17 protein-coding genes are annotated in these 15,343 nt (G+C 62.2%); 9 read left to right on the top strand and 8 right to left on the bottom strand.

Annotated features, from left to right (window positions below):
• Window positions 1-35 precede the first annotated feature (35 nt).
• Entirely contained in the window at window positions 36-1,040 is a 1,005-nt protein-coding gene (locus PSH66_RS13010) for an NAD(P)H-quinone oxidoreductase (protein ID WP_305429291.1), read from the bottom strand.
• Window positions 1,037-2,263 carry a YbfB/YjiJ family MFS transporter gene (locus tag PSH66_RS13015; protein WP_003173396.1) on the bottom strand — a complete coding sequence of 409 codons (1,227 nt, stop codon included), beginning with the start codon at window positions 2,261-2,263 and terminating at the stop codon, window positions 1,037-1,039. The genes PSH66_RS13010 and PSH66_RS13015 overlap by 4 nt, the downstream gene beginning before the upstream one ends.
• A gap of 108 nt (window positions 2,264-2,371) precedes the next feature.
• Here PSH66_RS13015 and PSH66_RS13020 point away from each other — a divergent pair, with 108 nt between their 5' ends.
• Window positions 2,372-3,247 carry a LysR family transcriptional regulator gene (locus PSH66_RS13020; RefSeq protein ID WP_305429292.1) on the top strand — a complete coding sequence of 292 codons (876 nt, stop codon included), beginning with the start codon at window positions 2,372-2,374 and terminating at the stop codon, window positions 3,245-3,247.
• A gap of 78 nt (window positions 3,248-3,325) precedes the next feature.
• On the top strand, window positions 3,326-3,712 hold the full coding sequence (locus tag PSH66_RS13025; RefSeq protein WP_042944534.1) for a DoxX family protein: 387 nt from the start codon (window positions 3,326-3,328) through the stop codon (window positions 3,710-3,712).
• Between the two features lie 54 nt (window positions 3,713-3,766).
• Here PSH66_RS13025 and PSH66_RS13030 read toward each other — a convergent pair whose 3' ends face one another.
• The 3 genes from PSH66_RS13030 to PSH66_RS13040 form a co-directional block, all read right to left on the bottom strand.
• On the bottom strand, window positions 3,767-4,585 hold the full coding sequence (locus PSH66_RS13030) for an alpha/beta fold hydrolase (RefSeq protein ID WP_003173399.1): 819 nt from the start codon (window positions 4,583-4,585) through the stop codon (window positions 3,767-3,769).
• A gap of 89 nt (window positions 4,586-4,674) precedes the next feature.
• Window positions 4,675-6,066 carry an alginate export family protein gene (locus tag PSH66_RS13035; RefSeq protein WP_042944536.1) on the bottom strand — a complete coding sequence of 464 codons (1,392 nt, stop codon included), beginning with the start codon at window positions 6,064-6,066 and terminating at the stop codon, window positions 4,675-4,677.
• Entirely contained in the window at window positions 6,063-6,959 is an 897-nt protein-coding gene (locus tag PSH66_RS13040; protein ID WP_305429294.1) for a VOC family protein, read from the bottom strand. Before PSH66_RS13040 ends, PSH66_RS13035 begins: the two co-directional genes overlap by 4 nt.
• Window positions 6,960-7,106: 147 nt before the next feature.
• Between PSH66_RS13040 and PSH66_RS13045 the strand changes: the two genes are divergently transcribed.
• Window positions 7,107-8,174, top strand: a complete 1,068-nt coding sequence (locus PSH66_RS13045) for an NAD(P)-dependent alcohol dehydrogenase (protein WP_003173404.1) — start codon at window positions 7,107-7,109, stop codon at window positions 8,172-8,174.
• 87 nt (window positions 8,175-8,261) lie between these two features.
• Here PSH66_RS13045 and PSH66_RS13050 read toward each other — a convergent pair whose 3' ends face one another.
• Window positions 8,262-9,134 carry a LysR family transcriptional regulator gene (locus tag PSH66_RS13050; protein ID WP_141065013.1) on the bottom strand — a complete coding sequence of 291 codons (873 nt, stop codon included), beginning with the start codon at window positions 9,132-9,134 and terminating at the stop codon, window positions 8,262-8,264.
• Window positions 9,135-9,227: 93 nt separating this feature from the next.
• Between PSH66_RS13050 and PSH66_RS13055 the strand changes: the two genes are divergently transcribed.
• Genes PSH66_RS13055 through PSH66_RS13070 form a run of 4 tightly spaced genes read left to right on the top strand, consistent with a single transcriptional unit; the run spans window position 9,228 to window position 11,925 of the window.
• Window positions 9,228-9,785, top strand: coding sequence for a DUF4865 family protein (locus PSH66_RS13055; protein ID WP_305429296.1), 558 nt, complete (start codon window positions 9,228-9,230; stop codon window positions 9,783-9,785).
• A gap of 53 nt (window positions 9,786-9,838) precedes the next feature.
• A complete protein-coding gene (locus PSH66_RS13060) occupies window positions 9,839-10,393 on the top strand; it encodes a histidine phosphatase family protein (RefSeq protein WP_078732793.1) in 555 nt (184 codons plus the stop codon).
• A 45-nt stretch (window positions 10,394-10,438) separates the two neighbouring features.
• A complete protein-coding gene (gene cobF, locus PSH66_RS13065) occupies window positions 10,439-11,194 on the top strand; it encodes a precorrin-6A synthase (deacetylating) (RefSeq protein WP_003173410.1) in 756 nt (251 codons plus the stop codon).
• Between the two features lie 11 nt (window positions 11,195-11,205).
• On the top strand, window positions 11,206-11,925 hold the full coding sequence (locus PSH66_RS13070; protein ID WP_003173411.1) for an alpha/beta hydrolase: 720 nt from the start codon (window positions 11,206-11,208) through the stop codon (window positions 11,923-11,925).
• Between the two features lie 64 nt (window positions 11,926-11,989).
• Here PSH66_RS13070 and PSH66_RS13075 read toward each other — a convergent pair whose 3' ends face one another.
• Both PSH66_RS13075 and PSH66_RS13080 read right to left on the bottom strand, forming a co-directional pair.
• On the bottom strand, window positions 11,990-12,544 hold the full coding sequence (locus PSH66_RS13075; RefSeq protein WP_003173412.1) for a hypothetical protein: 555 nt from the start codon (window positions 12,542-12,544) through the stop codon (window positions 11,990-11,992).
• Between the two features lie 73 nt (window positions 12,545-12,617).
• On the bottom strand, window positions 12,618-14,426 hold the full coding sequence (locus PSH66_RS13080) for a monovalent cation:proton antiporter-2 (CPA2) family protein (protein ID WP_141065017.1): 1,809 nt from the start codon (window positions 14,424-14,426) through the stop codon (window positions 12,618-12,620).
• Between the two features lie 245 nt (window positions 14,427-14,671).
• Between PSH66_RS13080 and PSH66_RS13085 the strand changes: the two genes are divergently transcribed.
• Window positions 14,672-15,037, top strand: coding sequence for a type II toxin-antitoxin system RelE/ParE family toxin (locus tag PSH66_RS13085; protein WP_305429299.1), 366 nt, complete (start codon window positions 14,672-14,674; stop codon window positions 15,035-15,037).
• Window positions 15,030-15,335 (top strand): XRE family transcriptional regulator, encoded by a 306-nt coding sequence (locus tag PSH66_RS13090; RefSeq protein WP_305429300.1) that lies wholly within the window; start codon window positions 15,030-15,032, stop codon window positions 15,333-15,335. Before PSH66_RS13085 ends, PSH66_RS13090 begins: the two co-directional genes overlap by 8 nt.
• The last annotated feature ends 8 nt before the right edge of the window (window positions 15,336-15,343 follow it).

Here is a 15,343-nt window from a genome sequence, read left to right on the forward strand (position 1 = left end):
AGCAAGCCCCCTCCCACATTTGATTTGTGGTGCTGTCAGGTCAACTGAACTCGCAACACAATCTTGCCGATATGATCCCCACCCTCCATCCGCGCATGAGCCTGGGCGGCGTCGGTGTAGTCGTACACCTTGTCGATGATCGGCAGGCAGCGACCCGCCGCCAGCACCGGCCAGATGTACTCGCGCAGCTGTTCGGCAATCGCCGCTTTCTCTTCGCCGGTGCGCGGACGCAGCAGTGAGCCTGTGATTACCGCGCGCTTGCCGAGGATGGTCAGCAGGTCGACATCATTGGCCCTCGCGCCGCCAAGGAAACCCAGTATCACCAGATGCCCGTCCATGGCCAGGGCCTTGAGGTTGTTGTTGAGGTAGGAGCCACCCATGATGTCGAGGATCACATCCACGCCCTGATCGTGGGTCTGCTCGGCGATCACCTGGGCGAAATCCTGCTCGCGGTAATTGATCGGTTCGCCACCCAACGTGGCAATGGCTGCGCATTTGTCGGCGCTGCCGGCGGTGGCGAAAGCCTGGATGCCGAACTCGCGGCACAGCATCAGCGCGGTGGTGCCGATGCCACTGGTGCCGCCGTGGATCAGCACGCGCTGGCCGGTGTGTGCGTCACCGAGGCCGAACAGGTTGGCCCATACGGTAAAGAAGGTTTCGGGCACGGCGGCGGCCTGGATCCAGTCCATGCCCTCGGGGATCGGCAGGGCTTGGCCGGCGGGGACGGCGCAGTACTGTGCGTAACCGCCGCCGTTGGTCAGCGCGCACACCTTGTCACCCAGGTTGAACGTTGACACGCCGTCGCCCAGCGCCACCACTTCACCGGCCACTTCAAGGCCAGGATACGGGCTCATGCCGGGTTTGAGCGGGTACTTGCCGGCGCGTTGCAGCGCGTCGGGGCGGTTGACCCCGGCGGCGTGCACGCGAATCAGGATCTCGCCGGGGCCGGCCACGGGTACATCGACCTGGCGCGGTTGCAGCACTTCAGGGCCGCCGGGAGCGGTGATTTCAATCAGGGTCATGTCTTTGGGAAGCGTCATTTGAGAGTACCTGCAGCGATGAGCGTATGGGTTGGGACCGCATCGAGCGGCCGGCGGTTCAGCAGGAGCATGCCCAGTTCCAAGGCCAGCGCGACCACGATCGCCGCGGCGGCGATCACGAACAATACAGCATGCTGACCGCCACTGAGATTGAACAGCGCCGAATAGGCGAAGCCTGCAATCGCCTGGAACGTGGCAAAGGATACGGTCGCGCGGCTCCAGGCCACTTGTTGCTGGTGATGGTTGGAGATCAACTCGTGCACCCGTGCCAGCGCCAACGGCACGATGCCCGGCGGGAACGAGCCGAGGATCACCGCCAGTGCGGCGAGTGCCATTAAGTGACTCGACACCGACAACGCGCCCACCGCGATGGCCTGCACCACCAGCACCAGGCGGATACTCAAGCGAGCGCCGAGTTTGTCCGCCAGAAACCCGTAGGTCACCGGCCCCGCAATCGAACCCAGGCCGTACATCACCCAGATCATCGCCCCCACATGCGCCCCGGCACCGAGGCCCCTGGCCACATAGTCCACCAGGAACACCATCGCCGGCACCAGGCCCGCGGCCATGAACGCGTACTGGGCAAACAGCAGGTATACGCCCGCCGGGGTTGGCGACCCCGCGTCGGCCTGCGCGGGCGCTTCATGCAGCGTGCCGCCAGGCCAGGCAAACCAGCTGGCGGCCGTCAGCACTACGGCCAGCAGGCCCAGGCCGAACCAGGTTTGCTGCAGGCCAAGGCTCAACAACGGCGGCACCAGCGTGCCCGAACCGGCGATGCCCAAGCCGATGCCCAGGAAAATCGCACCACTGGCCAGGCCTCTGCGCGCAGCGGGGACATGGGGCAGCACGGTGGCGGCCACCAGCACCATGATCGCGCCGCCGGCGATGCCCGACAGCAGGCGCCAGCCGAAGAACCAGGCCACCGACAAAGGGAAGCCACAGGCAAAGAATGCCAGGGTCACCGCGACCATCATCAGGCGCAGGGCGTTCTTGTTGGAGGTGCGCCGGGCGATGGGGCGACCGATCAGTGCGCCGATCAGGTAACCGACCAGGTTGGCGGCGCCGAGGTACACCACGTCGCTGGCGGAAAACCACTGCGCCTGGATCAATGAAGGAATCAACGGGGTATAGGCGAAGCGCGCCAGGCCGATGCTGACCAGGCTGGCGCACAAACCGGCGAAGATCGGCAGCCAGACGGCGCTGCGGGGTGGGGTGTCGTGCATGATGGCGATCCTGAGGATTTTTTCTGGTGCCCAGCATATCCACGATTGAAGGTGCAATAATGCAGCGATTACACGACACAATGATGCATATATGCAGCAGGAGAGGACATGAACTGGGATGATGCGAGGGTCTTTCTGGCGGTGTGTCGCGAATCCACATTGCGCGGTGCCGCACGGGTGCTGGGAGTGGATCAGGCCACCGTCGGGCGGCGGATCAATGCCTTGGAAAAGTCCTTGAGCGCAACCTTGTTCCTGCGCACTTCCGAAGGCTACGCGCTGACCGCCGTAGGCGAAGCCGCGTTGCATTCGGTGGAAAAAATGGAGCGTTCGGCACTCGATCTGGAGCGCCAGATCCAGGGCCTGGACGATCGCCTGACCGGCACCGTGCGGGTCAGCACCACCGACTCCCTGGCCATTGATTTCCTGATCCCGGCCATCGCCAGCCTGCACGGCAAGCACCCCGATGTGCGCGTGCAGTTGGATGCCTCCACGCAGATTCTCAGCCTGGCCAAGCGCGAGGCCGACATTGCCGTGCGCAATACCCGCCCCGACAACCCCGACCTGATCGCCCGGCGCATCGCCTGCTGGCCAGTCGGGCTGTTTGCCGCCCAGGCCTATATCGACCGCCACGGCGTCCCCGACCCCGGCAGCCTGTTCGACGGCCACGACCTGGTGGTCTACCAGCCTTACCTGCAGACCCACAAGGACCTGACCCTGGTCAGCGAACCTCTGGGGCGCGGGCGGATTGTCGCGGCGTTGAGTTCCAGCCTGTTGGTGCGCCGCTCCATCGCGGCCGGGCTCGGTATCGGTGAGATCCCGGTGTACACCGGCGAACGCGACGGCCTGGTGCGCCTGTGGCCGGAGCGTGTGCGCCCGTTGCCTTACGATGTATGGCTGGTGACCCACGCCGACCTGCGCCACACGGCACGGGTGCGGGCGGTGATCGATGAGATCGTCGCGGCGTTTGCCGGCACGGGGGAGTGAAGGTCAGCACAGGCTTGCAAGCGTGCATGCGCCTCGGTGGACACAATCGACGTCGATAACCACCTACAGGGAGCGCATATGAACGAATCAAAACACCAGGATCTGGGGCTGTTGTTCCTGCGGGCGAGCGGGGCGCTGTTCCTGCTGTGGGTGCATGGCTTGCCCAAGGTGCTCAACTACAGCGAACAACTGAAGCTGATCGAAGACCCGTTTCACTTGGGTGCGCACATTACCTTGTTGCTGGCGATTTTCGCCGAGGTGCTGTGCCCTGTGTTGATCGTCGCCGGGGTGCTGGTGCGCCTGGCCTGTTTGCCGATCCTGGCGGTGCTCTTGATCGCCATGCTGGTGGTGCATCCGGAGTGGACGTTGTTGGAAGGGCAGTTCGGTTGGCTGTTGCTGATCATCTTTACCGGCGTACTGATCGCCGGGCCGGGTCGCTTCACATTGGGCGGGCGGTTTGCCTGAATAAAAAGGGCCGGGCAAGCCCGGCCAAATAAGGAGAGCGGTGTTTCAGCTGTTTCAGCGGTTCAGGAACGCCAGCAGGTCTTCATTCAATGCCTGGGCGTGGGTCACGGCGAACCCGTGGGGCGCGTCCTTGTAGACCTTCAACTCGGCGCCCTTGATCATCTCGGCCGCCACCTTGCCGGTGGTTTCGAACGGCACGATCTGGTCGCCGTCGCCATGGATCACCAGGGTTGGTACGTCGATCTTGGCCATGTCCGGGCGGAAGTCGGTTTCGGAGAACGCCGTGACGCAATCCACCGTCGACTTGAGCGAAGCCAGCATCGCGATCTGCAGGGTCTGGCTCAGCGTGCCTTCGGACACCACCTGGCCTTTGTTGAGGCCGAAGAACGGGGTGTTGAAGTCTGAGATGAATTGCGCGCGGTCCTTAAGCAGGCCCGCCTCGATACCCGCGAACACTTCGGCCGGCACGCCCTGCGGGTAATCCGCGGTCTGGCCGAAGATCGGCGTCACCGCACCCAGCAGCACCAGGCCGGCAACGCGGGCGCTGCCGTGGCGCGCGATGTAGCGGGACACGTCGCCGCCGCCCATGGAGAAGCCCACCAGAGTCACGTCCTTGAGGTCCAGGTGTTCGATCAATTGCGCGATATCGTCGGCGAAGGTGTTGTAGTCGTTGCCGGTCCACGGCTGGTCCGAACGGCCAAAGCCACGGCGGTCGAACGCGATGGTGCGGTAGCCGCGACTGCTCAGGTACTCCATCTGGTATTCCCACATGTCGGCATCCAGCGGCCAGCCGTGGCTGAACAGCACGGGCTTGCCGCTGCCCCAGTCCTTGAAGTAGATCTGGGTACCGTCTTTGGCAACGAATGTGCTCATGCAAAACTCCTTGATAGAGGTGGGTAAAACGCGGGATCACTATTGCCGTTAAGCCGGTTCGTGGCTTGTACCGGTGTGCTTGTTTGGGGCTACCAACTGAACTTGAGTTCGACACCCAGGTAGTTGCTGTCCGCGCCGCCGGCATTGCGCAGGGTTTGCCCTACTGCGTAATGCACCGCTTCGACCGCGCCGGTGAGGTTGGGGGTAAAACCATAGTCGGTACGCAGTTGCGCGTAGGCGCCGGTCCAACGATCGCCCTGGCCGGCGGTGCCTGCCACCGGCAGGTTGGGTTGGGTGTACACCGCGTCGCTGGTGGTCTGTCGCCATAACAGGCCGACGGCGGTTTGCACGCTGAGTTTGTCGATTGGTTTTACCGTGATCGACGGCTTGACGTGGATCAGGTTGCTGTAGCCGGTGTAACCCGCCAGCGAAAAATAATAGCCGTTGGGGAACAGTGGGTTGAAGGTGCCAACAGTGCCGTCGCCGGTCCTGCGGTCGCCGGAGGCGATGTCCAGTTGCAGGCCGATACGCGGTTTCCAGGCCAGGCTGTCGAAGGTGTAGCCGGTGCGGCTGCCGCCGGCCCAGGCGCGAATATCCTTGCTGCCCACCGAACCACTTTGCAGCATGGCTTCGATGTCCCAGTCAAAGCCCAGGGCAGCGCCGCCCAGGCGCGCGTCGAACAGGTGGCGGGTCTCGTCGCCGTCGGCATCCAGGTAATGCGCGGCGCTGCGCTCATACACGCCGTAGTAGGCCGACAGCTCGTTCTTGCCCCCCACCAGCCGCTCGACGCGCACCATGTGAAAGCGCGCGTCGCTGTTGGACTTGTCGTCGAAATGCCGACCGTCCTGGTACTGCACCGGCTGGCTGGCGATGCCGATGAAGCGCCAGTTCGTGGTCTCCCAGTCCGCCCACAGCGCATCGAACGACTGCCGCACATTCGGGCCGTCCCGCGAGGAGATGAAGCGCTGCAAGTCGAAGGCAAAGTCCTGGCGCCCGGCCCGTGCCTTGAACGTGCCGCTGTCGAAGGTGTTGACGTACTCGGCAAAGGCCAGGCGCAGGTCGACGCGGTTCTGGTCGGCACCGCCGATGGTGGTCTTGTCATACGCCCGCACATCTTCCAGCTGGGTGAACACCCGCCAGTGTTCGTTCAGATGCAGGTCGGCGTGTACCTGGAAACGCTGGATCAGGTAGCGATCACGCTTCACGTCCTTCACGCCGAAACCACTGGCGTCGTTCATCTCGAAACGTTCACGCAAAGTCGCCCCGAGCGACAGGTAGGTGTACGGGTTGGCGCCTGACAACGGGATGTACTTGAGGTTGTCCAGCGCTTGCGTGCGCAGCGCCGGGTTCTGCAGTACGGACCAGTCTTCCTGCCAGCGATTGGCCTTGATGGCCGGCCGCGTCGGTTGCTCGTCGGCGTGGACGCCGCCGGCGAGCAGCGGCCACAGCACGGCCAGGCTCCAGCCTGTGCGACGCATCATTTTGCGGCGTTGAGTTGGTGAATTTCCGCGACGTAACCGCCGGGGAACTCGACCAGCGCGCTGCGACGGCCTTTGCTGTCGAACGCCGGCACGAGCACTGTGGCACCGGAACCGGTGGCTTTGCCCAGCGTGGCGGTCAGGTCGGCCACTTGGTAGCCGGTGGTTTCGTGGCCGAAGGGGTAGGGCAACTGGCCATTGGTGACCAGCACCGCCATGCGCCCGAACGGCGACTCGATATCGACACGCCGGTAGGTGCCGTTGGCTTGGCCCACGTCGATGCCCGGCGCATGCTTGTCATCGGTCAGCACTTTGCCGTGGGAGAAGCCCACGAACCCTTTGATAAACGCGTCGGCCCGCTCGGCGCTGAGGTACACGCGGTTTTCCGGGACGGTCTGGAAGGCCGCATAGTCCGGGGTCTTGGTGTGCCAGTAGAGCTGCATGTTCACGCCGCCCGGCCATTGCACCACGGCGTCACGCCCGATGGGGTCCGGGAAGTCGCTGACGATCACCGCGGCGCCGTTTTCGCGGGCGGCCTTGAGCGCGACGTCCATGTCCTTGACCAGATAGCCGTTGCGTTCCTGGCCGAACGGATGCGGAATCGGCGTGGTGAAGCCGAACAGCGACACCGTGCCCGCCGGCGTCTGCAGCAATTGCGAAGTGGTGCTGCTCGGCACCGGCAGCACATTCACCACCACCTGGGCCGTGCTCTTGCCGCCAAAGGTGGCGAGGAAGCTCTGGGCGAAACGGTCAACATCCGCCGGGGCGACATACACATGGCTGGTGTCATATTGCGGCGCCACGGCCACGCTCGGGGTTGCCGCGAAGGCATTGCTCATCATTGCGCTCGCCAGCAGCGTCAATGCCACGGATACCTTGATTGCTTTGTTACGCATGCCCATTCTCCAGCGCTTCTACGGGATAGAAAGCCTTGAGGTTAGGGGCAGGGGCGTGGTGGGAATTGTATGGACGTGCTCGGTTGAACGATTCAGCGTCTATGCTGGTCGATTGACTTTCAACGTCAGATCACACAGGTGAACGAAATGGCCAAGACTTACAGCTATGCCGCCCAGAACGCCAAGGACTCACTCAAACCCTTTACTTTCGAGCGCCGCGCGCCGGGGGCGGACGATGTGCAGATCGACATTCTTTATTGCGGCGTGTGCCACTCCGACCTGCACACCGTGCGCAACGAGTGGAGCAATACCCTTTACCCGTCGGTGCCCGGCCATGAAATCGTCGGCCGCGTCACGGCGGTAGGCGCCAATGTGAAGGCCTTCAAAGTCGGCGACCTGGCCGGCGTCGGTTGTATGGTCGACAGTTGCCAGCAGTGCGCGTCCTGCGCCGAGGGCGAAGAGCAGTACTGCGAGAACGGCTTTACCGGCACCTACAACGGCCCGGTATTCGGCGGTGAAAACACCTTCGGCGGCTACTCGGACAACATCGTAGTCAAGGAAAAATTCGTGCTGCGCATCTCCCACGACGCTGCCAACCTGGCCGCCGTGGCCCCGCTGCTGTGCGCCGGCATCACCACCTATTCGCCGCTGCATCACTGGAAGGTCGGGTCCGGCAAGAAGGTCGGCGTGGTCGGCCTCGGTGGCTTGGGGCACATGGCGGTGAAGATCGCCCACGCCATGGGTGCGCACGTCACGTTGTTCACCACGTCGCCGAACAAGCGCGAAGACGGCCTGCGCCTGGGCGCCGACCAGGTGGTGGTGTCCAGGAATGCCGATGAAATGGCGGCCGTCGCCAACAGCCTGGACTTCATCCTCAACACCGTCGCCGCGCCGCATGACCTCGATGCGTTCCTCAACCTGCTCAAGCGCGATGGCACCATGACCCTGGTCGGCGCCCCTGACAGCCCGCACCCGTCGCCGACGGTGTTCAACCTGATTTTCAAGCGCCGCAGCCTGGCCGGTTCGTTGATCGGTGGCATCCAGGAGACCCAGGACATGCTCGACTTCTGTGCCGAACACGGGATCGTCTCCGACGTGGAGATGATCGATATCCAGAGCATCAACGAGGCGTATGAGCGGATGCTCAAGGGCGATGTGAAGTATCGGTTCGTGATCGATATGCAGAGTTTGAAAAAGGAACGCCAGGCGGCGTGAAACACGCCTTGCTGAAACGTTGACGATCTAATGTGGGAGCGGCGGTGCGCCGCTCCCACCTTTTTTCGTCACACGCAATTGCCGCCGCTATGAAGGATTGCGCAGCACGCCGCGAAACGTCGCACTCAATGCGCGCAATGTGTCCTTGGAACGGCCATCACTGATGCGGCTGTAAAGCACCACTTCGCTCACCGGCAGCGGGGGCAAGTCGTACTGCTCACTGACGTCCACCGCGCCTGCCGGTGCCACGCGGTAGGCGAGGGCAGCCACGCCGAGCCCGGCGCTGACGGCGGCCCCCACGGCCATGACGCCGCCGCCGACAAACACTTCGATCCAGTCGATGCACGCCGTATCCAGTGCGCGTGTCGCCAAGTGGCGTACACCGCAAGGCGCGGCCATGGTCGCCATGCGCAGTGGCTGACCGGGGCTGTGCTGCCAGGCAGGGGCGGCGAACCAGCCAAAGCGCTCCACGGCTAACACTTCGCCGTCCTGGCGGTCGCCCTCGTTACGCACGATCACCGCGTCCAGCTCATTGCGGTCGAAGGCGGCCATCAGGTCGCGGGACGAGGCAATACGCACTTCAAGGATCACCAGCGGGTCATAGGCCGCCATGCGGCTGAGCCAGATCGGCAAGTCCGGTCCGGCCACATGGTCACTGATGCCGATCACCAGACGACGGGGCGCTGTGCTGCCCATATCGCCCAAGGCGCGTTCGTGGGCATTGAGCAGGGCACGGGCGGCCACGATAAAAAGCTCACCCCGAGGCGATAACCGCACCTGTCGTGGGGTGCGCTCCAGCAAGCGATAACCGAGGCGTTCTTCCAGGCGCTTGAGCTTGAGACTGATGGCCGCCTGAGAGGTGTCGAGGGCTTCGGCGGCACGGGTGAAACTGGCGAAATCGGCCACCAGCACAAAGGCCTGGACGGTATCGATATCAAGGGGTTTTGACGTGTCAGTCATATTGGATGTTTATCGCAATTATATTGGTCGATATCTTGCTGAAATCATTGCCGCTGCGCAAGCTGGACGCTCAATCTGCACAGGAGCTGATTCATGTTTGCCAAACAGTATTCACACCGCTTGCCTGCCGACTACGACATGGACGTGATACGCCACCGCGCCGCGCAATTGGGGCCAGTGTGGGATCGCACCGAAGGGTTGCTGTTCAAGGCATTTATCGCCCAGGAGCGTGGGCAGGCACCGGGCGTGAGCAATCTGTATGCGTCCGTGTACCTGTGGTCCGACCCTTTGCAGGCCGCTGACTTCTTGCTCGGCGAGCGTTTTCAGAAGGTGCTCGATAGCTTTGGTCGGCCCGACATTGAGAGCTGGTTGCCGTTGGATGTTCTGCGCGGCCCGGCGCAGAGTGCGTTGAGCCTGTATCGCGAGGAGTGGGCGCTGGAACCGGGGGCTGACCGGTTGGCAAGGCTGGTCGAAGAGAAACGCTGCAATCGGCAGTTGGCCGATAGCAGCGACACGTTCGCGGTGTTCCTGGCCTTGGACGTGCAGGCATGGCGCCTGGTGCGGATCACTTTATCGAGCCACGCTCTGGATCCTGGCCATCCGGGCACCGGTTACCAAGTGCTCTATCTGGCCCAAGGCGTTGCGTCATAAGGCCAACTGCGCCAGTCTTGGTGGCCTCGACCTCTGCGTATCAGCGATCCACGATGCAAGCCACCCGTTTGACCCTCATCTGCCACGCCGTCACGCCCCTGCAAAAACAGGGGCGCTTTCCCGATGACGAGTCGGTGGTGATGGATTGGCAAGGCGCAGCGTTATCCCTGGCCGGACAGTACAAGAAAACCCCGCGTCTGCTGTGTGGTCCGGAAGCACGTACGCGGCAGACCGCAGGGTTGTTTGGCGCACATCCAGTGATCGACGATGCCCTGCGTGACGGTGATGTTGGCACCTGGAAAGGCCAGGCTATCGGCCAGCTTGATAGCGACGAATTGACCGCTTGGCGTACCGACAGCTCCCGCGCGCCCCATGGCGGCGAGTCGGTCGATCAGGTGTGCGCGCGGGTGGCGCAGTGGATCAAATCCGTCGAAGCCCAGCCTGGCCATGTCGTGGCCATCACCCACCCCTTTGTGATCCGCGCCGCGCTGCTGTACGTCATGCAGTTCCCGGTCTCGATGTTTTACCGGATCGACGTCGAGCCGCTGTCGGCAACCCAATTGCGCTTCAACGACGTATGGCGCCTGCGCCTGGAAACTCACGCCTGAGTAGGTGAACATGGCAAAATCCACGCCCCGCAATGAGAGCAACCCATGAAACGCATCCTGATCATTGGCATTGGCGCCGGCAACCCTGACTACATCACGATGCAGGCCGTGAAGGCGCTGAACCGCACCGACGTGTTTTTCCTGATGGACAAGGGCCAGAGCAAAGACAAACTGATCGACCTGCGCCGCGAGATCTGTGAAACCTATATCACCGAGCCCGGCTACCGTTTTGTCGAGGCCGATTGCCCGGAGCGTGCGCGCGGTGAGATCGACTACACCACCGCCGTGCAGGACCTCAACCGTGATAAGCAAGCCACCTTCGAACGCATGATCAACGAGGAAATGGCCGACGGGGAGGTGGGCGCGTTCCTGGCCTGGGGCGACCCGGCGCTGTACGACAGCACTATCCGCATCCTTAAGGCGATCCTGGCCAGTGGCCGTTGTGCATTTGAGTTTGAAGTGATCCCCGGCATCACCAGCGTGCAGGCCCTGGCCGCCCAGCATAAGGTGGCGTTGAACCGCATCGGCAAGTCCGTCGAGATCACCACCGGCCGCCGCCTGGCGGCGGGGCAGGCCAGTGATGCCGATACCCTGGTGGTCATGCTCGACGCTGAAGATTCCTACCGCACGGTGGCCGATCAGGACCTGGATATTTACTGGGGCGCCTACCTGGGCACGCCGGACGAGATCCTGATCAGCGGCAAGGTCTGCGAAGTGGCTGACGATATCCAACGGGTGCGCAAGGCCGCGCGCCTGGCCAATGGCTGGATCATGGACACTTATTTGTTGCGCAAACCCTGAGGTCGCATCCCATGTTCAAACGCCTTGCCCTCGCGCTGGCCCTGGTGGCCGGCGTTGCCCACGCTGATTCCGAGTTGCACACCGATTTGCCACTCGCGTACCTGGAACAGACTCAAAGCGACGCGCGCAACGAGCCGCTGGTGATCTTTTTGCACGGGTTCGGCAGCAATGAGGAAGACCTGTTCGGCATCAAGGACGCATTGCCCTCCACCTGGACGTACCTGTCGGTCCGCGCGCCGACGCCGGTGCAACCGGATGGCTTTCGCTGGTTTACCAAGACGCCGGGCGACGGCGATTACGATGGTGTGACCGCAGATTTGCAGAGCAGCGCCAAGCTGATCAAGGATTTTATCGGCAAAGCCAGCGCCAAGTATCACACCCAGCCTGACCGGGTATTCCTGGTGGGCTTCAGCCAGGGTGCGATCATGTCCTACGAGGTTGCCTTGCGTGATCCACAACAGGTGCGTGGTATTGCGGCGCTCAGTGGTAGCGTGCTGCCGGTGCTCAAGGCTGAGCTCAAGCCGGACGAGCGCTTGGGCAAACTGGCGATCTTTATCGGCCACGGCACCCTGGATCAGGCACTGCCGTATGCGTCGGCGACGCGGGCGAATGAAGTGTTGGTGGGGTTGGGGTTGCAGCCGGAATTTCATGCTTACCCAGGGATGAAGCACACCATCAGCGAGGCGGAAGTGCAGGACCTGAAGGCCTGGCTTGAATCGAATGTAAAGTGAGCACGGTTGAAATGTGGGAGGGGTGCCCCTCCCACATTGGATATTCACTGTTTGGGCGATCGGGTTACTTATTGCCCGTGATTTGTTTCACCAGTGCAGCATGCCCCTTCGCATCATCGGCCCGTGAGATCGCCTGGATCACCACCAGTTGGTTGCCCGAACCACCGAGGAACGTGGAATTGAGCGTCTTGCCGCCGCCCTGGGTGGCGGTGCTGTCCACCTGGCGCAGGCCGAGGCCCTTGAGGGTCAGTTTTTTCTCGCCGAGTTTCTTGAAGTCGGGCAGGGCGGCGCTCTGCTCCTTGACGAAACCGGCCACGGCGCCGTCGAGGAACTGCGGGTCGTTGTCGCCGATCTTGACTCCGTCTTTGCGCAGGGTTTCGGCGACGATCACCACACTTTTCGTGGTCTGGTTGGCGTACATCGTGCCTTGGGTGGCGGCGGTGCCGTCCTCGGCCTTGCCGGCCGGCAGGGTGTCGGCGGTATAGGCCTTGGGCAGAGTGAAGGTGAACTTGCCGCCCAGGGTGGAGATAGTCTGGGTGGTCGGCTTGGCGGCGGCGAACACGCCGCCGGCGGTCAGCGCGAGGACCAGCAGGGCAGCGGTCTTGGTGAAGGTGGCCATGAAGCGCTCCAGGGGATGAACGAAATTGCGGAGCATTCTGTCAGAAAATTCGCAATTTCGTTCATCCGTAGCCTTACACCTTGTCGGACTCTTCCTCAAGCCTGTCCATTTCAAACAGCCGCGCCAATTCGGCTCGCGCTTCCTGGGCGGTCTGCATCACCTTGGCCGCGTCGTCGTATACCGCGTGCTGGGCGGCGAGCACTTGCAGGTCGTGGTTCTTGAAGCGGGTGATGCGCGCATCCGCCTGGGCCTGGCTCAGCCCAAGGCCCACGAGGGTGCGGCGACTCATTTCAAGGCTGGAATAGAAGGTTTCGCGAATCGGCGAGGCGTCCAGGTCCACCAGGCGATGCACGTGCTGGCGGTTACGGGCGCGGGCGATGATCTTCATGTGTGGGTAAAGATTGCGCACCAGTTCGGCGGTCTTGATGTTGATCTCCGGGTCGTCCATGGCGATCACAAAGAACTCGGCCTGGTCGACCTTGGCCGCATGCAGGATTTCGGGGCGTTGCGGGTCGCCATAGAACACCGGCATGCCGCCGAAACTGCGGGTCAGCTCGATGGTTTCCACCGAGGTGTCGAGGGCGATAAACGAGATATTCTGCGCGCGCAGGATCCGCGCCACGATCTGTCCCATACGGCCCATGCCGGCAATCACCACGCGTGGCGCGTCACTTTCGATGGCGCGGTATTCCTCGGGCACTTCCACCGGTTTGACCTTGGGCTTGAACAGCTTCGGACACACCAGCAACAACAATGGCGTGACCGCCATGGACAGGGTAATGGTGAGCACCAGGATGTCGTAGAGGTGCGGTTCGAACAGGCCCTGGTCGCGCCCGATCTTGAACACCACAAAGGCGAACTCACCGCCGGCCGCCAGTACCACGCCCAGGCGCAGGGCGCTTTCGCGGTTGAGGTCACCCACCAGTCGGCCCACGGCGTAGAGCAACGGCAGCTTCAGGCCGATCAGCAGCAGGGTCAGGCCAATCACCACCAGCGGTGAACTGAGCAGCAGGCCGAGGTTGGCGCCCATGCCCACGCTGATAAAGAACAGTCCCAACAGCAAGCCCTTGAACGGTTCGATCTGGGACTCCAGTTCGTGGCGGTACTCCGAGTCCGCCAGCAGCAAACCGGCGAGAAACGCGCCGAGGGCCATGGACACACCCACCAGTTCCATTAGCCAGGCGGTCCCGATCACCACCAGCAAGGCGGTGGCCGTGGACACTTCACGCAGGCCGGTCTTGGCGACGATGCGAAACACCGGGCGCAACAGGTAGCGCCCGCCGATGATCACCACGGCGATGCTGCCGAGGATCTGCAGCACGTGTTGCAAGCCTTCGGCTTCGGTGGTCGGGTGATCACTGCCGGCCAGCAGCGGCACCATGGCGATCAGCGGGATCGCGGCGATGTCCTGGAACAGCAGAATCGCAAACGCCAGACGACCGTGGGGCTGGTTCAACTCCTTGCGCTCGGCCAGGCTTTGCAGGCCAAACGCGGTGGACGACAGCGCCAGGCCCAGGCCCAACACGATGGCGCTGTTCCAGGCCTGGCCAAAGACCCAAAGTGCTACCGCGCCCATCACCAAGCCGGTCAACAGCACCTGGGCCAGGCCGACACCGAACACGGCCTTGCGCATTACCCATAAACGTTTGGGCGATAGCTCAAGGCCAATGATGAACAGCAACAACACCACACCCAGTTCGGAGAACTGCGCGACGCTTTGCGGGTTGCCGATCAGGCCCAGTACTGACGGGCCGATGATCACACCGGCAAACAGATAACCGAGCACCGCGCCCAGTTGCAGGCGCTTGGCCAGCGGCACGGTCAGCACAGCGGCGAGCAGGAACACTACGGCTGCTTGTAACAGGTTGCCTTCATGGGGCATTGCGAACTCCAGAATCTTTAAAGCCAATCAACAGGTGCGTATTAGAGCGCTTTTTACATTTCGAAAATTGTGTTTTTGCTGCGCGGTGGGGAGATATCGCGCCATCGGTCATGGGGCGATGACGGGGCCAGCGGTGATTCCGGAAGGATATCCAAACAATTTGCCCTCGGGCGCGGGTGGAAGCCAGGGACATTCGAACCTAGTTTTAGATTCTTGAGTTTATATTCCTTGGGTGGCATATTTGCATGGGCTGGGACATTGAATACACGGATGAATTCGCAGATTGGTGGGATGATCTGGGCGAAAGGGAACAGGTTTCGGTGTGTGCCAGCGTTGATCTGCTAGGGCTTTTCGGACCTGGTTTGGGCTATCCCCACAGTAGCGATATCAAAGGTTCTCGACATGGAAACCTTCGGGAGTTACGGATACAGCACGCTGGGCGACCCTATCGTGTGTTGTATGCATTCGATCCACGGCGATGCGCTTTATTGCTCATAGGTGGTGACAAGACCGGACAGCGCCGATGGTACGAGGAGCACATCCCGGTGGCAGAAAAGCTGTACGACATACATTTGGAAGCATTGCGTAAAGAGGGCCGTAACCATGGCTAAAAAATTCGCTGAACTTCAAGCCCACATGACGCCGCAATCTCGCGTCGAGGCCAAGCAGCTGTTTGAGCAACACCTCAAGGAAATGCCGCTGCACGAGCTGCGCAAGGCTCAGCAAATGAGCCAGGAGAGCCTGGCCAAAGCATTGAATATCAACCAGGCGGCTGTCTCCAAGATGGAGCGGCGTACAGACATGTACATCAGCACATTGCGCAACTACATCCGGGCGATGGGAGGTGAGCTGGAAATTATTGCAACCTTTCCCGATGGGCAGGTGAAGATCGACAATTTCGCTTATTGAGCATTCTC

The organism is Pseudomonas sp. FP597 (assembly GCF_030687435.1).
In the GTDB taxonomy this organism is placed as follows: Bacteria; Pseudomonadota; Gammaproteobacteria; order Pseudomonadales; family Pseudomonadaceae; genus Aquipseudomonas; species Aquipseudomonas lactucae.